This is a genomic window from Pararhizobium capsulatum DSM 1112, from assembly GCF_030814475.1.
GTDB classification, from domain to species: Bacteria; Pseudomonadota; Alphaproteobacteria; order Rhizobiales; family Rhizobiaceae; genus Pararhizobium; species Pararhizobium capsulatum.
Map to the genome: position 1 here is coordinate 2,020,644 of NZ_JAUSVF010000001.1, position 23,343 is coordinate 2,043,986.

At 60.3% G+C, this 23,343-nt stretch carries 23 protein-coding genes; 14 read left to right on the plus strand and 9 right to left on the minus strand.

Features of this window, described 5'->3' with window-relative positions:
* Positions 1 to 180: 180 nt before the first annotated feature.
* Together aspS and QO002_RS09695 are read left to right on the plus strand one after the other, a co-directional pair.
* Positions 181 to 1,971: an aspartate--tRNA ligase gene (aspS, locus tag QO002_RS09690; RefSeq protein WP_307229035.1), complete on the plus strand. Its 1,791-nt coding sequence runs from the start codon at positions 181 to 183 to the stop codon at positions 1,969 to 1,971.
* 170 nt (positions 1,972 to 2,141) lie between these two features.
* The gene (locus tag QO002_RS09695; protein WP_307229037.1) at positions 2,142 to 2,462 is read left to right on the plus strand and encodes a DUF1236 domain-containing protein; all 321 of its coding nucleotides are present in this window, start codon (positions 2,142 to 2,144) and stop codon (positions 2,460 to 2,462) included.
* A gap of 197 nt (positions 2,463 to 2,659) precedes the next feature.
* Here the strand turns inward: QO002_RS09695 and QO002_RS09700 are convergent, their stop codons facing one another.
* On the minus strand, positions 2,660 to 3,856 hold the full coding sequence (locus QO002_RS09700; RefSeq protein ID WP_307229039.1) for an aq_1923 C-terminal domain: 1,197 nt from the start codon (positions 3,854 to 3,856) through the stop codon (positions 2,660 to 2,662).
* A 264-nt stretch (positions 3,857 to 4,120) separates the two neighbouring features.
* On the opposite strand from QO002_RS09700, the gene parC reads away from it, so the two are divergent.
* On the plus strand, positions 4,121 to 6,373 hold the full coding sequence (gene parC / locus QO002_RS09705; protein WP_307229041.1) for a DNA topoisomerase IV subunit A: 2,253 nt from the start codon (positions 4,121 to 4,123) through the stop codon (positions 6,371 to 6,373).
* 8 nt (positions 6,374 to 6,381) lie between these two features.
* Here the strand turns inward: parC and QO002_RS09710 are convergent, their stop codons facing one another.
* The 6 genes from QO002_RS09710 to hemB form a co-directional block, all read right to left on the minus strand.
* Positions 6,382 to 6,696 carry a type II toxin-antitoxin system death-on-curing family toxin gene (locus QO002_RS09710; RefSeq protein ID WP_307233298.1) on the minus strand — a complete coding sequence of 105 codons (315 nt, stop codon included), beginning with the start codon at positions 6,694 to 6,696 and terminating at the stop codon, positions 6,382 to 6,384.
* A gap of 71 nt (positions 6,697 to 6,767) precedes the next feature.
* A complete protein-coding gene (locus tag QO002_RS09715; protein ID WP_307229044.1) occupies positions 6,768 to 6,989 on the minus strand; it encodes an AbrB/MazE/SpoVT family DNA-binding domain-containing protein in 222 nt (73 codons plus the stop codon).
* Between the two features lie 60 nt (positions 6,990 to 7,049).
* Positions 7,050 to 7,955, minus strand: coding sequence for a DMT family transporter (locus QO002_RS09720; protein ID WP_307229046.1), 906 nt, complete (start codon positions 7,953 to 7,955; stop codon positions 7,050 to 7,052).
* Between the two features lie 4 nt (positions 7,956 to 7,959).
* Positions 7,960 to 8,742, minus strand: coding sequence for an arginyltransferase (locus QO002_RS09725; protein ID WP_307229048.1), 783 nt, complete (start codon positions 8,740 to 8,742; stop codon positions 7,960 to 7,962).
* Between the two features lie 163 nt (positions 8,743 to 8,905).
* Positions 8,906 to 9,370: an RDD family protein gene (locus tag QO002_RS09730; protein WP_307229050.1), complete on the minus strand. Its 465-nt coding sequence runs from the start codon at positions 9,368 to 9,370 to the stop codon at positions 8,906 to 8,908.
* Positions 9,371 to 9,617: 247 nt separating this feature from the next.
* Positions 9,618 to 10,631 (minus strand): porphobilinogen synthase, encoded by a 1,014-nt coding sequence (hemB, locus tag QO002_RS09735; RefSeq protein WP_307229053.1) that lies wholly within the window; start codon positions 10,629 to 10,631, stop codon positions 9,618 to 9,620.
* A gap of 155 nt (positions 10,632 to 10,786) precedes the next feature.
* On the opposite strand from hemB, the gene QO002_RS09740 reads away from it, so the two are divergent.
* The 7 genes from QO002_RS09740 to QO002_RS09770 all read left to right on the plus strand — a co-directional run bounded on the left by QO002_RS09740 (position 10,787) and on the right by QO002_RS09770 (position 17,408).
* Positions 10,787 to 11,224, plus strand: coding sequence for a DUF6163 family protein (locus QO002_RS09740; RefSeq protein ID WP_307229055.1), 438 nt, complete (start codon positions 10,787 to 10,789; stop codon positions 11,222 to 11,224).
* 130 nt (positions 11,225 to 11,354) lie between these two features.
* Positions 11,355 to 11,867, plus strand: a complete 513-nt coding sequence (gene ldtR, locus QO002_RS09745; protein ID WP_307229057.1) for a transcriptional regulator LdtR — start codon at positions 11,355 to 11,357, stop codon at positions 11,865 to 11,867.
* A 361-nt stretch (positions 11,868 to 12,228) separates the two neighbouring features.
* Complete coding sequence (locus tag QO002_RS09750; protein WP_307229059.1) at positions 12,229 to 13,536, plus strand: L,D-transpeptidase family protein; 1,308 nt, start codon at positions 12,229 to 12,231, stop codon at positions 13,534 to 13,536.
* A 212-nt stretch (positions 13,537 to 13,748) separates the two neighbouring features.
* Positions 13,749 to 15,047 (plus strand): serine hydroxymethyltransferase, encoded by a 1,299-nt coding sequence (gene glyA, locus QO002_RS09755; RefSeq protein WP_307229062.1) that lies wholly within the window; start codon positions 13,749 to 13,751, stop codon positions 15,045 to 15,047.
* Positions 15,048 to 15,062: 15 nt separating this feature from the next.
* Entirely contained in the window at positions 15,063 to 15,536 is a 474-nt protein-coding gene (nrdR, locus tag QO002_RS09760; RefSeq protein WP_307229064.1) for a transcriptional regulator NrdR, read from the plus strand.
* Between the two features lie 136 nt (positions 15,537 to 15,672).
* A complete protein-coding gene (gene ribD / locus QO002_RS09765; protein ID WP_307229066.1) occupies positions 15,673 to 16,788 on the plus strand; it encodes a bifunctional diaminohydroxyphosphoribosylaminopyrimidine deaminase/5-amino-6-(5-phosphoribosylamino)uracil reductase RibD in 1,116 nt (371 codons plus the stop codon).
* Positions 16,788 to 17,408 (plus strand): riboflavin synthase, encoded by a 621-nt coding sequence (locus QO002_RS09770; protein WP_307229069.1) that lies wholly within the window; start codon positions 16,788 to 16,790, stop codon positions 17,406 to 17,408. Before ribD ends, QO002_RS09770 begins: the two co-directional genes overlap by 1 nt.
* Here QO002_RS09770 and QO002_RS09775 read toward each other — a convergent pair whose 3' ends face one another.
* A complete protein-coding gene (locus QO002_RS09775) occupies positions 17,409 to 17,927 on the minus strand; it encodes a GNAT family N-acetyltransferase (RefSeq protein ID WP_307229071.1) in 519 nt (172 codons plus the stop codon).
* A 2-nt stretch (positions 17,928 to 17,929) separates the two neighbouring features.
* Entirely contained in the window at positions 17,930 to 18,451 is a 522-nt protein-coding gene (locus QO002_RS09780; RefSeq protein ID WP_307229073.1) for a cupin domain-containing protein, read from the minus strand.
* A gap of 209 nt (positions 18,452 to 18,660) precedes the next feature.
* Here QO002_RS09780 and ribH point away from each other — a divergent pair, with 209 nt between their 5' ends.
* The 4 genes from ribH (at position 18,661) to QO002_RS09800 (ending at position 23,305) form a co-directional block, all read left to right on the plus strand.
* A complete protein-coding gene (gene ribH / locus QO002_RS09785) occupies positions 18,661 to 19,125 on the plus strand; it encodes a 6,7-dimethyl-8-ribityllumazine synthase (protein ID WP_307229075.1) in 465 nt (154 codons plus the stop codon).
* Positions 19,118 to 19,603, plus strand: a complete 486-nt coding sequence (gene nusB, locus QO002_RS09790; protein ID WP_307229077.1) for a transcription antitermination factor NusB — start codon at positions 19,118 to 19,120, stop codon at positions 19,601 to 19,603. Before ribH ends, nusB begins: the two co-directional genes overlap by 8 nt.
* Positions 19,604 to 19,612: 9 nt before the next feature.
* Positions 19,613 to 20,848, plus strand: a complete 1,236-nt coding sequence (locus tag QO002_RS09795; RefSeq protein ID WP_307229079.1) for an MFS transporter — start codon at positions 19,613 to 19,615, stop codon at positions 20,846 to 20,848.
* 321 nt (positions 20,849 to 21,169) lie between these two features.
* A complete protein-coding gene (locus QO002_RS09800; protein WP_307229081.1) occupies positions 21,170 to 23,305 on the plus strand; it encodes a sodium-translocating pyrophosphatase in 2,136 nt (711 codons plus the stop codon).
* Positions 23,306 to 23,343: the final 38 nt, after the last annotated feature.

Here is a 23,343-nt window from a genome sequence, read left to right on the forward strand (position 1 = left end):
CAGCTCGCTTCCATTTTCCCCGGCGGCCAAGTTTCCCCGGCGGCCAAGGGTTGTGCTAAGGTGACGCCTTGACACCCAAGCCTTGACAAATCGGGCCGGCCATGCGCTTTTCCGCCCGATTTTCGCGACATTGCCGCCGGTCTCATCCCGCGCGGCCCATCAGCATTTCAGGATACCACGATGCATCGTTACCGCAGCCATACCTGCGCCGCCCTCCGCAAATCCGATGTCGGCTCTACCGTCCGTATCTCCGGCTGGGTTCACCGCGTCCGCGACCATGGCGGCCTGCTGTTCATCGACCTTCGCGACCACTACGGTATGACACAGATCGTCGTCGATCCGGATAGCCCGGCTTTCAAGGCTGCGGAAACCGTGCGCGGCGAGTGGGTCATTCGCGTCGATGGCCTCGTCAAGGCTCGCACCGATGAGACCGTCAACAAGAACATGCCGACCGGCGAAATCGAGCTTTACGCGCAGGAGATCGAAGTGCTCTCCGCCGCCAAGGAACTGCCTCTGCCGATCTTCGGCGAGCCGGACTATCCGGAAGACGTTCGCCTGAAGTATCGCTTCCTCGATCTGCGCCGCGAGACGCTGCACAAGAACATCGTCAAGCGCACCCAGATCGTCTCCGACATCCGCAACCGCATGAGCTCGGCCGGCTTCGGCGAATACACCACGCCGATCCTGACGGCATCCTCGCCGGAAGGCGCGCGCGACTTCCTCGTGCCGAGCCGTATCCATCCCGGCACGTTCTTCGCGCTGCCGCAGGCGCCGCAGCAGTACAAGCAGCTGCTGATGGTTGCGGGTTTCGACCGCTACTTCCAGATCGCCCCGTGCTTCCGCGATGAAGACCCGCGCGCGGACCGCCTGCCTGGCGAATTCTACCAGCTCGACATGGAAATGAGCTTCGTCACCCAGGAAGATGTCTGGGATACGATGGCGCCGATCATGACCGGTGTGTTCGAACAGTTCGCCGAGGGCAAGCCGGTCACCAAGGACTGGCCGCGCATTCCCTACGATGTCGCGATCCGCAAATACGGCTCCGATAAGCCGGACCTGCGCAACCCGATCGAGATGCAGGCCGTTACAGAGCATTTCGCCGGCTCCGGCTTCAAGGTGTTTGCAGGCATGATCGCCGCCAACCCGAAGGTGGAAGTCTGGGCAATCCCGGCCAAGACCGGTGGTTCGCGCGCATTCTGCGACCGTATGAACGCCTGGGCGCAAAGCCTCGGCCAGCCGGGCCTCGGCTATATCTTCTGGAAGGAAGAGGACGGCAAGGTCGTCGGTTCCGGACCTCTCGCCAAGAACATCGGCGAAGAGCGTACGGAGGCCGTCCGCACGCAGCTCGGCCTGGAAGCGGGTGATGCCTGCTTCTTCGTCGCTGGCGAACCGTCGAAGTTCTACAAGTTCGCAGGCGAAGCACGCACCAAGGCCGGCGAGGATCTGAACCTCGTCGATCGCGACCGGTTCGAACTGTGCTGGATCATCGATTTCCCGTTCTACGAATGGAGCGAGGAAGACAAGAAGATCGACTTCGCGCACAACCCGTTCTCGATGCCGCAGGGTGGTCTAGAAGCACTGCAGACGCAGGATCCGCTTTCGCTCAAGGCCTATCAGTACGACGCAGTCTGCAACGGCTTCGAAATTGCTTCAGGCTCCATCCGTAACCAGTCGCCGGAAGCCATGGTCAAGGCGTTCGAACTGGTTGGTCTTTCGCAGGCGGATGTCGAGGAACGTTTCGGCGGCATGTACCGTGCCTTCCAGTACGGCGCGCCTCCGCATGGCGGCTGCGCATTCGGTATCGACCGAGTGGTCATGCTGCTGCTGGGCGCCAAGAACCTGCGCGAAATCACGTTGTTCCCGATGAACCAGCAGGCGCAGGATCTGCTGATGAATGCCCCGTCGCCGGCAACTCCGAAGCAGCTCATGGAGCTGTCGCTTCGCGTCATGCCCGCGCCGAAAAAGGACTGATCAGCCTCATCCGATGCAATCTGCAAATGGCGGCCTCGTGCCGCCATTTCTGTTTTTCCCCGTCTCCTGTCGCCATCGTATGATGCGGTGCTGATGAGGTAGTCGAGGTGAATTTTCGGAACTTTCCGCTGTCTCCTCTGTTTTGTGACATCGCAACAAGGAGAAAGACGATGCGTAAGACAACCTTGATCGCCTCCGCGGCCTTCCTGGCCTTCTCGGCAAGCGCCTTTGCTCAAAGCACCGTGATTGTCACGGATCCGACCGTAACCAGCTCCACAACTGTTCAGCTTCCCGGCGAAGTCCGCACCTATGTCCTCCAGCAGATGCCGTCCGTCGTCTATGATGGCGACATCGTGATCGGTGAAGCCCTGCCGAGCACTGTCGAGATCCATAGGGTCGATGGCTATGACGGCTATGCCTATACCGTCGTCAACGACCGCCGGGTGATCGTTGATCCACAGACCCACGCAGTTATGGAGGTTCTGGAATAGAACAGCTTTTTCGATGTTCTGAATATCAAAACGCCCGGCTTAAAAAGCCGGGCGCCGTATGTGTTTTGAAGCTCTCTCCCCACCCTCCGGCGCCATCCTCGGCTTGACCCGAGGATCTTCCAGCCCCTCGGCGAATGGAGAGTCTGATGGATGGTCGGGTCAAGCCAGACCATGACGGAGGAGGGAATGCAGGCGCCTCAATCGTTCGCGGTAACCTTGACGCCGAGAACTGACGGCATCGTGTTCGGCGCGCCCATGGCGGCACCAACGATCATCGGGAAGGGCACCGGCTTGTCGGGCTTGGCGGTAATCGTCAGGCTCTTCGGCTGATCGAGATAGGTGTTGGCGGCGGCCGAAACCTGGTTCTGTAGTTCCGGCACGTTCAGCTGCGCCATCATGACCGGGATGAGACCCTTCAGCGACTGCGCAAGCTGGTCGCCTGAGACGCCCTGTTCCTTGCCGAGATAATCCAGCACCCGCTTGGTGATGGAGGCATCGTCGAAGCGAATGGAAGCGCCGTTGAAGGTCAGCTGCTGCATCAGGCCCATCATCGAGAGGCCGAGCGCCTGGTTTGCCTCTTCCTTGTTCGGATTGGCTTCCTGTGCCTTCATCGCCTCCTGGACCGACTTCATGAATTCAAGCGTATAGCCGGAAATATCGAAGGCGAGCGCGAGGCGGCCGACATTGGCGAAGTCGAGCGCAAATTCACCGAGGGAGATGTTGCCGCTGGCGATTTCCCAGCTGCCCTTCATGGTAATCTCGCCGGCAAGATTGGTGAGCCCGAGCTTCTGGATCGCATCCTTGGCCTTGGCGTCTTCCACGTCGGAAAGATCGGCCTTGAGCCCCTTCAGCGTCGCATCGAAGTCGAAGCCGGTGTCGCTTTCCTGGCGGGTAAGGTTGGCATCGACGCCTTCCAGAGCAAAGACCTGCTTGCCCTTCGCCGTTACCGAAACCGGCCCGGTGCTGGCGCTCTCATAGAGAAGGATATCGTCGATGGTGCCGCCGGCGGGATTTGCAGGAATGGAAAGACCGCCAAGGGCGATGTCCTTGACACTGACGCTGCCTTCCGTCTCGGAAACATTCACGTCGGGCAGGCTCACGGTTTCGACATAATAGCTGCCGTCTTCGTATTCCTCGATGCCTTCCAGCGTGACTTCGCCGATTTTGAGATCCCTTCCAGGCCCGGCTGCGGTTTTCAAGATAACATTGGAAAGGGTGAGCGTGTCGCCGTCCACATCTGCGCCGTCATAGGTGATGGTCGTGCCGTTCGCAGCCGAGGCGGCGTTGAACTTGGCGACCAGATCTGCACCATCGAGCGCAAAGGCCGGTGCTGCAGCAAGTCCGACAAACGCAGCGCTTGCCAGCATCGAACGGAGGGTGCGCATGGGCATCATCTAGGTTTTCCTTGTCTAAAGGTTTTAATTTGCAACGCGTTTCTAATACGAGCCGGTAGGTGAATATATTCGAAATGAAATGCGCCGGAAGCGGGTCCGGAAGCGAATATTTTTGGGGCGGCATCGATAGCGCCAGGGAGTTGATGCGCGCAGAAACAGGAAAGACGCGGGGCCTTCCCGAAAATGCCCGGAAAATCCCGTTCTCCACAGCGCAATGCCCTGCAAATCCTTGCTGTTCACGGTTTGTTGGGCTAGCAAGAAAGCATGGGACAGAGCCTCTTGCCGCCATCGGGCGGAGATGACAATATTCAGCCGATCGACCTCAAGGCAGCGCTGGAAGAGCGTTATCTCGCCTATGCATTGTCGACCATCATGCACCGCGCGCTTCCGGACGTGCGCGACGGGTTGAAACCAGTGCATCGCCGCATCGTCTATGCGATGAGCGAGATGGGGCTGCGCTCCAATACCGCCTTCCGCAAATGCGCCAAGATCGTCGGCGAAGTCATGGGTAATTTTCATCCCCATGGCGACCAGTCGATCTATGATGCGCTGGTGCGTCTCGCCCAGGATTTTTCCGTCCGTTATCCTCTGGTCGACGGGCAGGGCAACTTCGGCAACATCGACGGCGATAGCCCCGCAGCGATGCGCTACACCGAATCGAAGATGACACCGGTGGCCGAACTGCTGCTCGAAGGTATCGATCAGGATGCCGTCGATTTCCGCGATACCTATGACGAGAGCAGTTCTGAGCCGGTCGTCCTGCCGGGAGCATTTCCCAATCTGCTCGCCAACGGTTCCACCGGCATCGCTGTTGGCATGGCGACCTCGATCCCGCCGCACAACGCCCATGAACTCTGCGACGCGGCTCTGCTCCTGATCCGCAAGCCGGATGCGTCGATCGAGGAACTGGTCGATCTGGTCCCCGGCCCGGATTTCCCGACCGGCGGCATCATCATCGATGGCCGCGAAAGCATCATCGAAGCCTACAAGACCGGCCGCGGTGGTTTCCGCGTTCGCGCCAAGTGGGAAGTCGAGGATCTCGGCCGCGGCGTCTGGCAGATCGTCATTACCGAAATTCCTTATCAGGTGCAGAAATCGCGTCTGATCGAAAAGATCGCCGAGCTGCTGATTGCCCGCAAGCTACCGCTCTTGGAAGATGTCCGTGACGAATCGGCCGAAGACGTTCGCGTCGTGCTGGTGCCGAAGAGCCGGTCTGTCGATCCGACGATCATGATGGAATCGATGTTCCGCCTGACGGAACTGGAAAGCCGCTTCCCGCTCAACATGAACGTGCTTTCGATGGGCCGCGTTCCGAAGGTCATGTCGATCGGCGACGTGCTGACGGAATGGCTGCACCATCGCCGCGAAGTGCTGCAACGCCGCTCGCGCTTCCGGCTGGCAGCGATCGAGCGCCGGCTCGAAATCCTCGGTGGCTACCTGATCGCCTATCTCAACCTCGACGAGGTGATCCGCATCATCCGCGAGGAGGATGAGCCCAAGCAGGTGATGATGGAGCGTTTCACGCTCTCGGACCTACAGGCAGAGTCGATCCTCAACATGCGCCTGCGCTCGCTGCGGAAACTTGAGGAATTCGAGATCCGCACGGAGTTCGAAGGCCTGACCAAGGAGAAGGCCGATATCGAAGCCTTGCTCGCCTCCGACGAGAAGCAGTGGCAGACAGTCGCCTATGAAATTGGTGACGTGAAGAAGAAATTCGCCAAGGCAACCGAGCTTGGCCGTCGCCGTACGCAGTTTGCAGATGCACCGCAAGCGGATGACGAGGCGATCCAGCAGGCGATGATCGAGAAGGAACCGATCACCGTAGTCATTTCTGAAAAGGGCTGGATTCGGGCGTTGAAGGGCCACATCTCCGATACGGCGTCGCTGCAGTTCAAGGAAGGTGACGGGTTGAAGATTGTCTTCCCCGCTTCGACCACGGACCGCATTCTCGTCTTCACGACGGGCGGCAAAGCCTACACGCTGGGCGGCGACAAACTGCCGGGCGGGCGCGGCCATGGCGAACCGCTGCGCATCATCGTCGACATGGAAAACGATCAGGACGTGCTGACCGCCTTCATCCACGATCCCGCGCGCAAGCTGCTGTTGTCTTCCGCGGCCGGCAATGGCTTCGTCATTCCGGAAGCGGATGTAGTGGCCAATACCCGCAAGGGCAAGCAGATCATGAATGTCTCCATGCCGGACGAAACGAAGCTGATCGTTCCCGTCAAGGGCGACCATGTCGCTGTCGTCGGCGAAAACCGCAAACTGGTGGTGTTTCCGCTCGCGCAAATCCCGGAAATGAGCCGCGGCAAGGGCGTACGCCTGCAGCGCTACAAAGACGGCGGCATCTCCGACCTGCGATGCTTCGCGATCGCCGACGGCCTCACCTGGAGCGACAGCGCCGGCCGCAGTTTCGTCAAGACGAAGGATGAGTTGGTGGAGTGGCTGGGCGACAGGGCGAGCGTTGGGCGCACGGTGCCGAAAGGCTTTCCGCGCAGTGGGAAGTTCAGCGGGTAGGCACTCTATCATTTTCTCGGAACGCAATGATCGCGCAGGAAGTTAGCGGCATTGTCTTCTGTGATCTCGCCGGCCGCCACTCCAAGGACGAACAGGATGGCGGTGCCCTGGTCGATCTCCAAGCTTTGGCCATGGATCAGTAGAAATACATAAGCCGCAAGAAAACCGGTTCGCTTGTTGCCGTCGGAAAATGGATCGTTGCGCACGATACCGTAGAGATAGGCGGCAGCGAGTACAAAAATATCGGCTTCGCCATAGCCATGCTTGTTTATAGGGCGAGAAAGTGCAGACTCGAGCGCGTTTTCATCCTTGAGTCCGGGCAGTCCTCCATGTTAAGCAATCTGCTCGGAATGGATGATTTCCCCACCCTCTCGCGACAGCCATCTGAAATGATTCATTTCGCGAGTTCGCGCAGAGCAACACGATATTTAGCCATGCCAATCCCCGCGGCCTCCAACTGTTCTGCGAGGTCAGCGGATTCGACCTTTAGCTCCAAGCCATCGCTGAGTTCGCGGAGCTGCAGCTCGTCACCCGCCTTCAATCCGAGGCGATCCAAAACGTCCTTGGGAATGATGAGGCCTTCGGAATTGCCGATTTTACGGATGGTGACGTTCATAGCGGTGCTCTCGATGTTATAATCGAGTTATAACATGCGCACATCAGATCAACAATGTCGCTAATGCATCGGTGGCGCGATAGCTTGTGCGGACTTTCTCCGCATCTGCCAGAGCGAGTGGCCGATGAGCGCGAAGATGAGGATGGCGCCGCCCAGCAGGGTCTGTGTCGTCGGGACTTCCATGAAAATCATCCAGATCCAGATCGGGGCGAGGATCGTCTCCAGGAGGTAGAACATGCCGACCTCGGGGGCGGTGAGGTAGCGCGGGCCGGTTGCGAGGCAGAAGAAGGCGAGCGGAATCATGAACAGGCCGTCGAACATGATCCATTGCGGGTGGGCAACTGCAAAGCCGGTTACGGGAAGAAGGGCAAGACCGGCGATGGCGGGGACGATTGCGGTGGCGAGCGGCACAAGGCCCATGTCCTTGCCGCTGGCGCGGCTGATGGTGATGGCACCGGCAAGCAGGAAGGCGGAGGACGCGGCCATGGCGTCTCCGAAGAAATTGCCGCTTTCCAGGCCGTCATGAACGATGAGGCCGACGCCGACCACCATGATGGCCATGGTGATCAGCGTGGCGTTCGACGGGCGCTCCTTCAGGAATATCCACGACATCAGCGCCGCAAACATCGAGGTGAAGGCGAGGATGAACACAACATTCGCCGTCGAGGTGTTGAAGACGGACAGAAGGAACGTGAAGGAGTTGACGCCGTAGAGAAGACCCACCACAAGCCCGGCCTTGCCGGGGATGAGCGCGATCTTGCGGCCCATCAGTCGGTTCAGCACAGCCCAGGCGATGAGTGCCACGATGAAGGTGCAGACGCTTCTGAGAGCCAGAACCGACCAGACTTCGCCGTCGCCGGAGCGCAGGAGTGGAATGTCGAAGGAAAGGGCCAGTCCACCGAGACCGGTGATGGCAAGGCCGCGGCGGTGATGCGCGCCGTCCGTGGCGTTGATTGCATGGCTCAAGATGTCAGTCCGATTCGTTCGGGGTTGTGTCAGGTTCGCCTGTATAGCGCTCCCAACCCCTCGCCATAAGGTGCTCTTGCGGCAGAAACTTTGTTTTATAGTCCATCTTACGCGATCCCTTGACCCAATATCCTAGATAGACGTGGGGCAGGCCGCGCTCGTTTGCCTTGCGAATATGATCGAGGATCATGAAGGTGCCGAGCGAGCGGTCCTGATGGGCCGGATCGAAATAAGAATAAACCATAGACAGGCCGTCGCCCATCTTGTCGGTGAGGGCGGCGGCAATTAGCGGCCCCTTGCGCTCATCGCCGGAAATGCCCTGACCTTCGACGCGCAGCCGGTATTCGATGATCTTGGTGTTGACGTGTGTATCCTCGACCATCATCGCATAGTCGAGCACCGACATGTCAGACATGCCGCCCTGCTGGTGGCGGTGGTCGAGATAGCGTCGGAAAAGGCTGTATTGCTCGCTCGACGGCTCCGCCGGATATTCCGTGGAGACGATGTCCTTGTTGGCGGCGAGGATGCGGCGCATGGAGCGGCTGGGCTTGAACTCTCCCGCCAGGATGCGCACGGAAATGCAGGCCCGGCAGCTTTCGCAGGCGGGGCGGTAGGCAATGTTCTGCGAACGGCGGAAGCCGCCCTGGGTCAGGAGATCGTTGAGCTCGGGCGCCCGCTCGCCCACCATATGGGTAAACACCTTCCGTTCCATTTCCTGCGGCAGGTAAGGACAGACTGCCGGCGCGGTCAGATAAAACTGCGGAGACGGTGCGGTTTGCGTGTTCATGTGGGGCGGAAATAGCTCTCGGTGCCGCGATTTGCAAATACTGCGCTACAGCATGGCGCAAGTTTTCAAAAGGTCAACTATGGGAAGAGCCTGCGCTTGCACACAGGCTCCCGAAACTTGGTGATATTTGACACAGAAAGCGGCAGATTGTGGGCCGCGTGCCTCAGAAGCTGTCGCGGCGGACCATGACGGTGCCGAGCAGCAGGTCCTGCAGCAGCCGGCCACGATCTGTGAACAGGCCGATCAGCACGATGAATGGCGTCAGAAGCGCATTGCCGACCCAGAAGAGCACGAGGTGGACGATCGCCGTCAGAAAGTCCATCGGGCGGCCATCGGTGCGTGCCAGCGCCAAGCCCATCATGTTCATGCCTGGCGACGCCTGCCGGCTGCCGCCGACGGTCAGTCCGAAATAGAGCATGGCGACCACGACGAACAGGATCGGGTAGAGGAGGAAGCCGAGGCCGAGCGTCAGGATGCCGAGAAAGAAGACGACCACGGCGGCCGGAATCCACAGGAGCGCCACGATCGCATAGTCGATCAGGAACGCAAAGACACGCCGGCTCAGCACGCCCTGATAGGCACGCCAGTCATCACTGGGCAGTCGAAGGTTCTCGTCGCGAAAGGTCATTCCAGTCTCTCCGTTTTGTTCCGAGAGAGGATATGGGGAGAAACGAGGGGAAAAACAATGGAGGGGCAGGCGGTCTTGATGGTTGTTAGTCAGGAAACACCCCAGCCCTCCTCACAAGGGGGAGGGCGTTGATCTAGAGTGCCGAACCTCTACTGACTAAACCTTGCCCCTAGACTTCCGCCCCCTTGTGGGGATGGCTGGGGTGGGGCCTCTGCTTCTATGCAATAGCCTGACTTACACGCTGGCTTCACCGCTTCGCCAAAATCCTCGCCACATCCATCGCAAAATAACTCAAAATCCCGTCACATCCCGCGCGCTTGAAGGTGAGCAGGGTTTCGAGCATGACGCGCTCGCCGTCGATCCAGCCGTTGGCGGCGGCGGCTTTGATCATCGTGTATTCGCCGGAGACCTGGTAGGCGAAGACGGGGAGGCCGAAGCTTTCCTTCATCCGCCAACAGATATCGAGATAGGGAAGGCCGGGCTTCACCATCAGCATGTCGGCGCCTTCCTCGACGTCGAGAGCGGCGTCGCGCATAGCCTCGGTGCCGTTGGCCGGGTCGATGTAATAGGTCTTCTTGTCGCCTTTCAGCAGCCCGCCGGTGCCGATGGCCTCGCGGTAGGGGCCGTAGAAGGCGGAGGCGAACTTGGTGGCGTAGGACATGATGCCGACATTCTGGTGGCCGTTCACATCGAGCGCCCGGCGGATCGCGCCCACGCGACCGTCCATCATGTCGGAAGGAGCGATGATGTCGGCGCCGGCATCGGCCTGGGCGACGGCGGCGCGGGCGATCTGGGCGACGGTCTCGTCGTTGACGATCTCGCCATCTCTGACGATGCCGTCGTGGCCGTGGCTGGTGAAGGGGTCGAGAGCGACGTCGGTAATGATGCCGATGTTGGGCACCGCCTTCTTGATGGCGCGGGTGGTCTGGTTGATCAGGTTGTCGGCGGCAAGGCTGTTGGAGCCGGTCTCGTCGCGCAGCGACATCTCGATATTGGGGAAGGTGGCAAGGGCCGGGATGCCGAGATCGGCAGCTTCACGGGCGGCCTCGACCGCCTTGTCAATGCTCATGCGATTGACGCCGGGCATGGCGTCGATCGGCTCGATGATATTGCTGCCGGGCACGATGAAGATCGGCCAGATGAGGTCGTCGACGGTCAGCTGGTTTTCACGCACCATGCGGCGCGTCCAGTCTGCCTTGCGGTTGCGGCGCATGCGGCGGTGGCCGGTGATGATATCCACAGGGTTCGTCTTGTCCGCCATTTCAAATGCCTTTCCGCCGTCATGGGTGTGGGCGCGGTTTATCATGGGGGCGGGGGGAATGAAAACCTGGGATGATGCGGTAAAGTGATGCCCGCTTTTCATTTCCTCGGGCAAAGCGGCTGGCGAAGGGAAGGGGAGACCCTTATCCTGCGGCCATGACCCTTGATTCTGTCCAGGTGCCGCGTCTGTCGCTTGCCGAAATCCTTTTCGGCATTTTCCTGCGGCTGGTCGCTGTCTGCTGTTTCTGGTTCGGCCTGAACTACTGGGCGCTGGTGATCGGCTTCTCCTTCAATGGCGCCGGCCGCTTCGATCTCTTGCCCGTGGGGTGGCGCGTGGCGGCAACTGCGCTTGCTGTGATCTACCCCGTGGCAGCACTCGGCCTTTGGCTGATGGTCTCCTGGGGGCCGGTGATCTGGCTGGTGGCGGCAGCCGCCGAAATCGCCATGTTCGGCTTCTATCCTCAGATCTTCGGGACCAAGCCGCTCCTGCTTTTGCTGCATGGAACGGTCGCCATTGTCTTCGTGCTTTTCCGGGTTGCGATCCTCTATCAGCGGGCAAGGCAGGCCAAGGCTGCAAGAAATGATTCACCCTGACACAAAGGTCGCAAAATGTAAGGCGCTGTTAAGCCTACGGTTTAAGTCGAATTTTATACGTATTCGATAATGTCTGTCTCAAGGCGGGGATAACCAATCACACCGCCAAACAAAACAGTGAGGCAGTACAATGAACACCAAGATCAAGCCGCAGGCCGTTGTCGCAAAAGACCCCCATGAAGATGCGATCCGTTCGCTTTACATGGAATCCCTGCACCTCGTCGAGCGTCTGCACCGTCGTCTGCTCGACGTCATCAAGGACGAGTTCGACCGTCAGGGCCGTAGCGACGTCAACGCCGTCCAGGCTCTGCTTCTCTTCAATATCGGCAACTCGGAACTGACCGCCGGCGAACTTCGCTCCCGCGGTTACTATCTCGGCTCCAACGTTTCCTACAACGTCAAGAAGCTGGTCGACCTCGGCTTCATCAACCACCAGCGCTCGCGCATCGACCGTCGCTCGGTCCGCATCAGCCTGACCGAAGAAGGCCAGGAGATCGCCGAAACCGTCGCCAAGCTCTATGAACGCCATATCGGCTCCATCCAGAAGGTCGGCGGCATCGGTACCGACGAATTCGGCGAAATGAACAAACTCCTGCAGCGCCTCGACCGCTTCTGGAACGACTCGATCATGTATCGTCTCTAATCGAGCCAAAAACGCCATTCCAGCAACGCCCGGTCGCCATGCGGCCGGGCGTGCTCATTTATGGGTATTGCCTGAAATATACCGCACTTTGCTGCAACTGTTGCAGGATTGCCGATGGGCAAAACAGGCGGGTGTGCAGGCGGCTCAAGTCTTCGGAATGTGACACGAATTGGCCATATTGCTATGACAGCCACAGATTGAATAACCGGGTTTCGGGGCTGGTCCAGTAGCCTCCCGGACGGCATGTTCGCGTAATCGTGAACGGTAAAAGCCGACCCCGGAGAGTATGATTTGGCTTTGGTTAACCTTGTTCGTGGTAGCGCTGACGTGTCTTTGCGCTGCAGCATTGGGATGGTGAGATATGTCGAAGAAAAACGGAATTGATGCTTTCTCGCGCCGGTCTTTCCTGCGATCGGCCGCCGCAGTCGGCGCCGCTGCGTGGGCCGGTGGCGCCAGCGCACAGGATGCGCTGCTTGAGATCATCAATGCGCCGCGCCGTGGTGCTTGGGACGACCAGTTCGACGCCAAGGCTTCGCGTTCCGCCGCAACCGTGGCTTCCAACACGCCGATCTTCAGCATGGAGACGATCGGTAACACGCAGCAGGCGATTGCCGACTACCAGCAGATCGTTTCTGCCGGCGGCTGGCCGATGGTCAATACCGGCCTGAAGCTTGAGATGGGTGTTTCCGATCCGAGCGTGCAGGCTCTGCGCCAGCGCCTGATGATCACCGGCGACCTCGCGCAATCGGCCGGTATGTCGAATGCGTTCGATTCCTATGTCGATGGTGCCGTCAAGCGCTTCCAGGCGCGCCATGGCCTTCCGGCGGATGGCGTTCTGGGCGAATTCTCGATGAAGGCCCTGAACATTCCCGCGGATATCCGTCTCAACCAGCTGAACACCAACCTCGTTCGCCTGCAGTCGATGTCGGGTGATCTCGGTCGTCGTTATGTCGTCGTCAATATTCCGGGCGCGCAGATCGAAGCCATCGAGAACGGTCGCGTCGTGCAGCGCCATACCGCGGTCGTGGGACGTCTCTCGCGCCCGACGCACATCATCAATTCCAAGATCTACGAGGTTATCCTCAACCCTTACTGGACGGCGCCGCGCTCGATTGTCGAAAAGGACATTGTTCCGCTGATGCGCAAGAATCCGGCTTACCTTACGGACAACGCCATCCGCCTGCTTGATGGCAGCGGGAACGAGGTTGCTCCGGAAACGATCGACTGGAACGCCGAGAAGGCGCCGAACCTGACTTTCCGTCAGGACCCGGGCAAGATTAACGCCATGGCGTCGACCAAGATCAACTTCCACAACCCGAACAACGAATACATGCACGACACACCGTCGCAAGGCCTGTTCAACAAGCTTGCGCGTTTCGAATCGTCCGGCTGCGTGCGCGTGCAGAACGTTCGCGACCTGACTGTCTGGCTCCTGAAGGAAACCCCCGGCTGGAGCCGCACCCAGATTGAGGCAACCATCCGCGCGGGCCAGAACAACCCGATCAATCTGGCGGAGGAGGTTCCGGTGTACTTCAAGTACATCTCGGCCTGGTCGACGATCCCCCGCGTTGTGCAATTCCGCGACGACATCTATGAGATGGACGGCGCTCAGGAACTGGCGCTGCAGACCACGACCGGCATTGAGCCGGTGGTTGGTTCGGTCGAGTAAGTTTTCGGCTGCCGCAAGGCGCTTCAGAATTTGAGAAAGCCGTGCTCTTTCGGGAGTGCGGCTTTTGCATGTCCGGGGTTGTTCGGGAAGGGCGCAAAGCGTCGCAGGGATGCGGAGTATGCATGGGAAATGGCGCAAATCGCACAGCCCGTATTGCCCTTGCCATGCGAGGACGGTAAACACCGAGCCACATCCTCACAGGAGCCCTGAGAATGAGTGTTTCTTCCACAACCGACAGCTTCTTCACCCGCTCGCTTGCCGATACCGATCCGGATATCTTTGGCGCGATCGAGAAGGAGCTGGGTCGCCAGCGACATGAGATCGAACTTATCGCCTCTGAAAACATCGTCTCGCGCGCCGTCCTGGAAGCGCAGGGCTCGATCATGACGAACAAGTATGCCGAGGGCTATCCGGGCAAGCGCTATTACGGCGGCTGCCAGTTCGTCGATATCGCGGAAGAACTTGCGATCGAGCGCGCCAAGAAGCTGTTCGGCGTCAACTTCGCCAATGTTCAGCCGAACTCCGGTTCGCAGATGAACCAAGCGGTGTTCCTGGCACTCCTGCAGCCGGGCGACACGTTCATGGGCCTCGACCTGAATTCGGGTGGTCACCTGACGCACGGCTCGCCGGTCAATATGTCCGGCAAGTGGTTCAACGTCGTGTCCTACGGCGTGCGCGAAGGCGACAACCTGCTCGACATGGATGCCGTTGCCGAAAAGGCCCGCACCCATAAGCCGAAGCTGATCATTGCCGGCGGTACCGCCTATTCGCGCATCTGGGACTGGAAGCGTTTCCGCGAGATTGCAGACGAAGTCGGCGCCTATCTGATGGTCGACATGGCCCACATCGCCGGTCTCGTCGCCGGTGGCCAGCACCCGTCGCCGTTCCCGCATTGCCATGTTGCCACGACCACGACCCACAAGTCGCTGCGCGGTCCGCGCGGTGGCGTGATCCTGACGAATGACGAGGATCTGGCCAAGAAGTTCAACTCGGCCGTGTTCCCCGGCCTGCAGGGCGGCCCGTTGATGCACATCATCGCTGCCAAGGCTGTCGCCTTCGGCGAGGCGCTGCAGCCGGATTTCAAGGATTACGCGGCCCAAATCGTCAAGAACGCCAAGGCGCTTTCGGAAACGCTGGTTGCCGGCGGTCTCGATATCGTTTCTGGCGGCACCGACAACCATCTTATGCTCGTCGACCTGCGCAAGAAGAATGCGACCGGCAAGCGGGCGGAAGCGGCTCTCGGCCGCGGCTACATCACCTGCAACAAGAACGGCATTCCCTTCGATCCGGAAAAGCCCTTCGTCACCTCCGGCATCCGTCTCGGCACGCCGGCCGGCACGACGCGCGGCTTCAAGGAGGCCGAATTCCGCGAAATCGGCAATCTCATTGTTGAGGTTCTCGATGGCCTGAAGGTCGCCAACTCGGATGAGGGCAATGCTGCCGTCGAAGCCGGCGTTCGCGAAAAGGTCGTCAAGCTGACCGACCAGTTCCCGATGTATCCCTATATGTAATCTCAAGGAGTCCGGATGCGCTGCCCCTATTGCGGATCGGAAGATAGCCAGGTCAAGGATTCCCGTCCTGCAGAGGACGGGGCCGCGATCCGGCGGCGGCGCATCTGCCCAGATTGCGGCGGTCGTTTCACGACGTTCGAGCGGGTGCAGCTGCGCGAGCTGATGATCCTGAAGAAGACCGGCCGCAAGGCACCCTTCGACCGGGACAAGCTGCTGCGATCGTTCGAGATCGCGCTGCGCAAGCGTCCGGTCGATCGGGACCGCATCGAACGTGCAGTTTCCGGGATCGTGCGTAGGCTGGAAAGTTCCGGCGAAACGGAAATCCCCTCGGAAGAGATCGGCCTGCAGGTTCTGGAAGCCCTGAAGAGCCTCGATGACGTAGCTTTCGTGCGCTATGCCTCGGTTTATCGCGATTTCTCCCATGCGGAGGATTTCGAGAAGGTGATCACAGAAATCAGCGCCAAGATCGCTCGCGATCCCGGCGTTTGAGCGGGAATGAACACCAAGCGGCGCTTGAGGGATTTCAAAATCATCCCCGTCTTGTGATTATCTTGAAAACACAGTCCGCAAGCCTCACATGATTGCTCCCACCCCGTTCCCCGACTCGTAGCGGAGCTTTACAGAAATGACCGAATGGACCCGCGACGATGAGCGTTTCATGGGGGTAGCCCTTGCTCTCGCGCACCGGCATCTCGGTCAGACCGCCACCAATCCTTCCGTTGGCTGCGTGATCGTGCGCGATGATGGCGATGGTCCCCGCATCGTCGGCCGTGCCGTGACGGCTGTTGGCGGACGGCCGCATGCGGAGACGCAGGCGCTGGCGGAGGCGGGAGATCTGGCCCGCGGTGCGACAGCCTATGTGACACTCGAACCCTGTTCTCACCACGGCAAGACACCGCCCTGTGCCGATGCGTTGATTGCGGCGGGTGTTGCCCGCGTCGTGATCGCCGTCACCGATCCTGACGAGCGGGTGAGTGGCAGGGGCATCGACATGCTGCGCGACGCCGGCATCGTGGTCGAAACCGGACTGATGCAGGTGGAGGGTGAACGGGAGCTCGAGGCCTACCTCATGCGCAAGCGCGAGGGGCGGCCATTCGTGACGTTGAAGCTTGCCGTCTCTGCCGATGGCATGATCGGTGCGACGGGCAAGGGCCAGCTTGCGATCACCGGGCCTGAAAGTCGCGCGGAGGTGCATCGCATACGCTCGGAAAGCGATGCCATTCTTGTCGGCATCGGCACGGCCGTCGCGGATGATCCGGAACTCACGACCCGGTTGCCGGGTCTTGAGCATCGTTCGCCAATCCGCATCGTGCTCGACAAGCGGCTGGAACTGCCGATCGGCGCAAAACTGGTGAAGACGGCCCGCCAAGTGCCTGTGATCGCTGTCAGTGATGCAGATGTGTCTTCATTCAGTGAACAAGCGCGCCGGGATGCGCTGGAGGCCGCGGGGGTCGAAATCCTGATCTGCCACCAGGATGATCTCTCCGATCTGCTTGGGGCGCTTGCGACCCGTGGCATATCTTCCCTCCTGGTGGAGGGGGGCGCGAAGACGGCGGAGCTTTTCCTGAACGCCGGTCTCGTCGACCGCATCCTGCTTTTCACCGGCACCGTGACGGTCGGGGAGGGTGGCGTCGCGTCGCCCATCGACCGAATGCTTGTGCCGGTTGGTTTCGTGTATCGCGCGAGCCATTCCTTCGGCAATGACGTCCTTGATGAATATGAATATGAAAGAAGCTCCTGATGTTTACCGGCATTATCACCGATATCGGCACCGTTGAATCTGTCACCCGGCTCGATGAGGGCGTGAAGCTCAGGATCGGTACTGTCTATGACCCCAAGGGCATCGATATCGGTGCCTCGATTGCCTGTTCCGGCGTCTGCCTGACGGTGACGACCCTACCGGAGGAAGGCTCGAACGAACGCTGGTTCGAGGTCGAGGCCTGGGAAGAGGCCTTGCGGCTGACGACGATTGCCGACTGGCAGGCGGAGCGAAAAATCAATCTGGAGCGCTCGCTGAAGATTGGCGACGAGCTGGGTGGGCATCTGGTCTCCGGACATGTCGACGGCAAGGCGGAAATCCTGTCCGTCGAATCCGAAGGGGAGGCGACGCGCTTTCGGCTGAAAGCACCGGATCATCTGGCGCGCTTCGTGGCGCCCAAGGGATCGGTTGCGCTGGATGGCACATCGCTGACGGTCAATGCCGTAGACGGCAGCGTCTTCGACGTGCTGCTCATCCGCCATTCGCTGGAAGTGACGACCTGGGGACAGAAGCAGGCCGGTGACTTCGTGAACTTCGAAGTCGACACGATGGCGCGGTATGCTGCGCGGCTCGCGGAGTTTCCGGCGCCAAAGGCCGAGTGATCACCGCTCTAAGATGATCACATTGGCGCCGTGATAGGTCGTGCGACGGACTTCGTGGAAACGGAGCTTCGTGGCGACACGGATCGAAGCCGTGTTTTCGACATCGATGATGCAGGTCTTTTTCAGCGCCGGGCAATACTGGTCGCCCCAGCGCAGCATGGCGCTGACGGCTTCCGTTGCGTAACCCTTGCCATGAGCGGCGGGCGACAGCGCCCAGCCCGTTTCCATCATGCCCTCCAACGAAGGCGTGATGACCCGGTGCAGATCGTGGAACCCGGCCTCGCCGATGAACTGGCCGGTTTCCTTGTCTTGCACGGCCAGGAAGCCAAAGCCAAAATAGTGCCACATGCCGACCTGGCGCAGGAAGCGCGTCCATGCCTGCTCGCGCGAGAACGGCACCCCGCCGATGAAGCGGGTGACCTGCGGATTGCCGAACAGAGCCGCATAATGGTCGAAATCTGCACGGCGATAGGGACGCAGGCGCAGGCGATCAGTCTCGATGGTGGGTACTTGCTGCATGGTCAGTCCGTTTGTGGTTCCCCGATCCCCGGTTCGCCTTCCCAGTAATCCGCAGTGGAGGGGAGGCGACCGATGAAGCGGAAGACCGATTTCTTGGTCGTGGCGACCGATTTGGCGAGGAACTTGCCGGAATCGGGATACTCGACGATTTCAGCCTTGGCTTTCGTGGAGATGGAGAGATATTTCAGCGGTATGGATCCCGTGTTGATGATCTGATGCGCGGTCTCCTGTCCGCCGGCAGGCGCGCCAAGCACATCACCGGCCTTGACCGGGCGGCGCTCGGAACCGAAGCGGTAGTCGGCCTCCCCTTCCAGGATCACGAACAGCTCGTCCTCGATATGGTGGTTGTGGAAGGGGCAGCCGGACTTGCCGGGCGGCACTTCGCCATAGCCAACACCGAGTTCCGTTAGGCCGAGAAGTGCGCCGAAGGCAGCATCGCGGGACTCGAAGAAATTGCCTTCGCTCCAATGCTCCAGATCGAGGTTGGACAGGGTGACGACGGGAAAGTTCGTCGTTTCAGTCATGCTTTTCTCCAATCTTTTGCGCAGCATCGCAGAGCCGCGGCTACATTGCAAAGCATGTCGAGAGGTCAGATGACATCGCCAAAGGTGCCTGTCTCGCTCCCGTAGACGCAGCGTTTCGTCGAAAAACACTTGCCATTGCGGGCCTGCCGTGGTTTGACCCACCACTCTGGCCGGTAATGATCGGCCGTGATTTTCAGACAGGTGAGACAATGTCCGATACCTCGAACCCACATATCCTGATTGTGGAAGCGCGCTTCTATGACGACATGGCCGATGCGCTGCTCGATGGCGCGACGTCTGCGCTCAAGGATGCCGGCGCGACCTATGATCTCGTCACCGTTCCCGGTGCCCTCGAAATTCCCGCTGCGATCGCCATGGCGCTCGACGGCGCCGATAACGGCGGCACCGATTATGATGGCTTCGTTGCGCTCGGCATGGTCATTCGTGGTGAAACCTACCACTTCGAAATCGTTTCCAACGAATCCTCCCGTGCGTTGATGGATCTTGCCGTCAGCGAGAGCCTGGCGCTCGGAAACGGCATCCTGACGGTCGAAAACGACGCTCAGGCTTGGGCCCGCGCCCGCAAGTCGGAAGGCGACAAGGGCGGTTTTGCCGCTCGCGCAGCGCTGACCATGATCGAACTCAAGAAGAAACTGGGCGGCTACGGTGACTGATACTCCTTCCGAACCGCGCGTTCCCAAGCAGGCCAACCAGCGTGGCGCGGCCCGTCTTGCAGCCGTTCAGGCACTCTACCAGATGGATGTCGGCGGCACCGGCGTTCTGGAAATCGTCGCCGAATACGAGGCGCACCGCCTCGGCCAGGAAATCGACGGCGATACCTATCTGAAGGCGGACGCCTCATGGTTCCGCTCGATCGTCTCGGGCGTCGTGCGTGACCAGCGCAAGCTTGATCCGTTGATCGGCACGGCACTTCAGGACGACTGGGCGCTCTCGCGCCTTGACAGCACTGTGCGTGCCATCCTGCGGGCCGGCACCTTCGAGCTTGTCGAACGTAAGGACGTTCCGGTTGCGGTGATCGTGACGGAATATGTCGAGATCGCTCGCGCTTTCTTCGAGGATGAAGAGCCGAAACTCGTCAACGCCATCCTCGACCGAATTGCCCGACAGATCCGCACCGATGTCAAGCCGTAAGGTTTGAGCATGGCAGCGGCGAGCGGTGAAGCGCAGGGTACGGCCAGTTTGCTGCGTTCCGCGCGTCGCAACGTCTACCTGCTGACAGCCGCCCAGGCGGTGCTTGGGACAATGGGCCCGGTCACCTTTTCCGTTGGCGGCGTCGCCGGCTACCAATTGCTTGGCAACGACAAGTCGCTTGCGACGGCACCGTTGACCGGCTTCAACATCGGGGTTGCTATCGGCGCCATTTTTGTGGCGCTCCTGTCGCGGGTTTTAGGGCGGCAGACGGCGTTTATTGTCGGTGCGCTGCTTGGCGCCGCCGGTGGAGTGCTCGCTGCCTATGCCCTCTATCTTGCTGATTTCTGGCTGTTTGCCATCAGCTTGCTGGTGATCGGCCTTTCCGGGGGCTTTACGCAGAAGTTGCGCTTTGCGGCGGCGGATGCTTCGCCAAGCTTTTACAAACCGCGGGCGATCTCCTGGATCCTGGCCGGCGGCATGGTTTCGGCCGTGCTCGGGCCGCAGCTGGTGATCCAGACGCGGGATATGCTGGCGCCGATCTTCTTCGCCGGCGCTTTCCTGGCCGTCGTTCCCGTCTGCCTCGTTGCGATCATCTTCCTTGCACTGCTCCGACTGCCGGACCAGCGGCCAGCGGTGAATGCTGCGACCGCGCTTCCGATGCGCCCGTTGCGCGAGATCGTGCTGACCCAACGCTTCATCACCGGCATGGTCTGTGGCATCTCCACCTATGCACTGATGACCTTCATGATGACCGGTGCGCCGATCGCCATGGTGATTGGCTGCGGCTTCTCGCAGGATATGGCGACGCTCGGCATCCAGTGGCATGTGCTGGCGATGTTCGTGCCAAGCTTCTTTACCGGCATGCTCGTCAGCCGTTTCGGCGCGGAAAAGGTGGTGGCATCAGGGCTCTTCATCCTCATGGCCTGCGCGCTCGTCGCCCACGCAGGCATTGAGCTCTGGAACTTCTGGGGTGCGCTGATCCTGCTCGGTCTCGGCTGGAATTTCGGCTTCATCGGCTCGACGGCGATCGTTGCCGCAAGCTACCGGCCTGAAGAGGCCGACAAGGTGCAGGGTTTCCATGACATCATTCTCTTTGCCGCCGTGGCGCTCGCCTCCTTTGGCTCGGGCAAGGTGCTGACGGCCTATGGCTGGGACATGCTGAATGCCGCTGTCTGGCCCCTGACGTTTTTTTGTCTGTTTCTCCTTTTCGCACTGTTTTTCCGCGAAAAACCCCGTTCGGCCTGACTTTTACGCGCAAAGACGTACCGCGCGGCGTGTAAGCGCCTGCCAACATACCGGAAAACGTAGGTTTTTGCCGTTTCAGCGGCTTGACGATACCGATTCGCCACAGCACTCTGGCCGCGCGTCTACTACCCCCGCTTGAGGAGGCTGGGGATGGTAGACGCGGTTCCAAAGTATCCCGCTTTCGATGTGGCGACACTTGAATGGCCATGGATGCTCTGGAGGAGGACAGGGGGCGATCGCGGCGTTCGGGTGGACGCGGATTGTTCCAAGCCCCTGCGGAACAGAGTGAGCCCGCAGGTTCGCAACGGAGGAAAGAGCGAAATGAGCATACTTCTGGGCGTAATCGCATGCGGGTTGCTTTCGGTGGTCTATGCCATCTGGGCGACCCGGTCGGTGCTTGCCGCTGACCAGGGCAATGCCCGCATGCAAGAGATTGCGGGCTTCATACGCGAGGGGGCGCAGGCCTATCTCACACGTCAATACAAGACCATCGCCTTTGTCGGCGCCGTCGTCTTCATCGGTGCCTGGGTGCTCCTTTCGGCCACAGCCGCGATCGGCTTCCTGATTGGAGCCGTTCTGTCCGGTGCTGCCGGCTTCATCGGCATGCACGTCTCGGTTCGCGCCAATGTGCGCACGGCGCAGGCTGCATCTGTCAGCCTCTCGGCAGGCTTGGATATCGCCTTCAAGTCCGGCGCCATCACCGGCATGTTGGTGGCTGGTCTCGCCCTTCTTGGTGTCTCGATTTATTACCTTATCCTGACCGCAGGTCTGGGCTATCCCGAAGGCTCGCGTGAAGTGATCGACTCGTTGGTCTCGCTCGGTTTCGGCGCCTCGCTCATTTCCATCTTTGCCCGTCTCGGCGGCGGTATCTTCACCAAGGGTGCTGATGTCGGCGGTGACCTTGTCGGCAAGGTCGAAGCCGGTATTCCGGAAGATGATCCGCGCAACCCGGCAACGATTGCCGACAACGTCGGTGATAACGTCGGCGATTGTGCCGGCATGGCGGCCGATCTGTTCGAGACCTATGCCGTCTCGATCGTTGCGACCATGGTGCTTGCGGCAATCTTCTTTGCAGGCAGCGCCGGACTAGCAACCGTTATGGTCTACCCGCTGGCCATCTGCGGCGCTTGCATCATCACCTCCATCGTCGGCGCCTTCTTCGTGAAGCTTGGCTCCAACGGTTCGATCATGGGCGCGCTTTACAAGGGCCTGATCGTCACGGGCGTCCTGTCTATTGTCGGTCTGGCGGCTGCGACCTCGGTGACCATCGGCTGGGGTTCCATCGGCGCGGTCGATGGCAAGGACATCACGGGCACGAACCTGTTCGTCTGCGGCGTTCTCGGCCTGGTCGTGACGGCGCTGATTGTGGTCATCACCGAGTACTACACCGGTACCAACAAGCGCCCGGTCAATTCCATCGCCCAGGCCTCGGTCAGCGGCCATGGCACCAACGTCATCCAAGGCCTTGCTGTCTCCCTTGAATCGACGGCGCTTCCGGCCATCGTCATCGTCGGCGGCATCATCTCCACTTATCAGCTCGCCGGACTGTTTGGCACCGGGATTGCGGTTACCGCCATGCTCGGCATTGCCGGCATGATCGTGGCACTCGACGCTTTCGGCCCGGTGACCGACAATGCCGGTGGTATTGCCGAAATGTCCCATCTGCCACCGGAAGTCCGCAAGTCGACCGATGCGCTCGATGCTGTGGGCAACACCACGAAGGCAGTCACCAAGGGCTACGCCATCGGCTCTGCCGGTCTCGGCGCGCTTGTGCTGTTTGCCGCCTATTCGAACGACCTGCGCTACTTCGCCGCCAATGGCGACAAGTATCCGTATTTCGCCGATGTCGGCACGATCTCCTTTGATCTCTCCAACCCGTACGTCGTCGCCGGACTGATCTTCGGCGGCCTCATTCCCTACCTGTTCGGTGGTATCGCCATGACTGCTGTCGGCCGCGCCGCGAGCTCGGTGGTGGAGGAAGTACGCCGCCAGTTCAAGGAAAAGCCAGGCATCATGGCCGGCACCGATCGCCCCGACTACGGCCGGGCGGTGGATATGCTAACCAAGGCGGCGATCCGCGAAATGATCATCCCGTCGCTGCTGCCCGTACTGGCGCCGATCGTCGTCTATTTCGGCGTGCTGGCGATCTCGGGTTCGAAGGCCTCGGCGTTTGCAGCGCTCGGCGCATCGTTGCTCGGGGTCATCGTCAACGGCCTGTTCGTTGCAATCTCGATGACATCGGGCGGTGGTGCCTGGGACAATGCGAAGAAAAGCTTCGAGGATGGCTTCGTCGACAAGGACGGCCAGCGTCATCTCAAGGGGTCCGATGCCCACAAGGCTTCGGTAACGGGCGACACGGTCGGTGATCCCTACAAGGATACGGCTGGCCCCGCCGTCAACCCGGCGATCAAGATCACCAATATCGTGGCCTTGCTTCTGCTTGCGATCCTCGCCTAACCGGCCTTCCTGAAACGATAAACCCGCGGACACGTGCC

Excerpts from the sequence above, each read along its gene's own strand:
- aspS (WP_307229035.1), top strand. The coding sequence starts at position 181 with ATGCATCGTTACCGCAGCCATACCTGCGCCGCCCTCCGCAAATCCGAT.
- QO002_RS09695 (WP_307229037.1), top strand. The coding sequence starts at position 2,142 with ATGCGTAAGACAACCTTGATCGCCTCCGCGGCCTTCCTGGCCTTCTCG.
- QO002_RS09700 (WP_307229039.1), bottom strand. The coding sequence starts at position 3,856 with ATGATGCCCATGCGCACCCTCCGTTCGATGCTGGCAAGCGCTGCGTTT.
- parC (WP_307229041.1), top strand. The coding sequence starts at position 4,121 with ATGGGACAGAGCCTCTTGCCGCCATCGGGCGGAGATGACAATATTCAG.
- QO002_RS09715 (WP_307229044.1), bottom strand. The coding sequence starts at position 6,989 with ATGAACGTCACCATCCGTAAAATCGGCAATTCCGAAGGCCTCATCATT.
- QO002_RS09725 (WP_307229048.1), bottom strand. The coding sequence starts at position 8,742 with ATGAACACGCAAACCGCACCGTCTCCGCAGTTTTATCTGACCGCGCCG.
- QO002_RS09730 (WP_307229050.1), bottom strand. The coding sequence starts at position 9,370 with ATGACCTTTCGCGACGAGAACCTTCGACTGCCCAGTGATGACTGGCGT.
- hemB (WP_307229053.1), bottom strand. The coding sequence starts at position 10,631 with ATGGCGGACAAGACGAACCCTGTGGATATCATCACCGGCCACCGCCGC.
- QO002_RS09740 (WP_307229055.1), top strand. The coding sequence starts at position 10,787 with ATGACCCTTGATTCTGTCCAGGTGCCGCGTCTGTCGCTTGCCGAAATC.
- ldtR (WP_307229057.1), top strand. The coding sequence starts at position 11,355 with ATGAACACCAAGATCAAGCCGCAGGCCGTTGTCGCAAAAGACCCCCAT.
- QO002_RS09750 (WP_307229059.1), top strand. The coding sequence starts at position 12,229 with ATGTCGAAGAAAAACGGAATTGATGCTTTCTCGCGCCGGTCTTTCCTG.
- glyA (WP_307229062.1), top strand. The coding sequence starts at position 13,749 with ATGAGTGTTTCTTCCACAACCGACAGCTTCTTCACCCGCTCGCTTGCC.
- nrdR (WP_307229064.1), top strand. The coding sequence starts at position 15,063 with ATGCGCTGCCCCTATTGCGGATCGGAAGATAGCCAGGTCAAGGATTCC.
- ribD (WP_307229066.1), top strand. The coding sequence starts at position 15,673 with ATGACCGAATGGACCCGCGACGATGAGCGTTTCATGGGGGTAGCCCTT.
- QO002_RS09770 (WP_307229069.1), top strand. The coding sequence starts at position 16,788 with ATGTTTACCGGCATTATCACCGATATCGGCACCGTTGAATCTGTCACC.
- QO002_RS09775 (WP_307229071.1), bottom strand. The coding sequence starts at position 17,927 with ATGCAGCAAGTACCCACCATCGAGACTGATCGCCTGCGCCTGCGTCCC.
- QO002_RS09780 (WP_307229073.1), bottom strand. The coding sequence starts at position 18,451 with ATGACTGAAACGACGAACTTTCCCGTCGTCACCCTGTCCAACCTCGAT.
- ribH (WP_307229075.1), top strand. The coding sequence starts at position 18,661 with ATGTCCGATACCTCGAACCCACATATCCTGATTGTGGAAGCGCGCTTC.
- QO002_RS09795 (WP_307229079.1), top strand. The coding sequence starts at position 19,613 with ATGGCAGCGGCGAGCGGTGAAGCGCAGGGTACGGCCAGTTTGCTGCGT.
- QO002_RS09800 (WP_307229081.1), top strand. The coding sequence starts at position 21,170 with ATGAGCATACTTCTGGGCGTAATCGCATGCGGGTTGCTTTCGGTGGTC.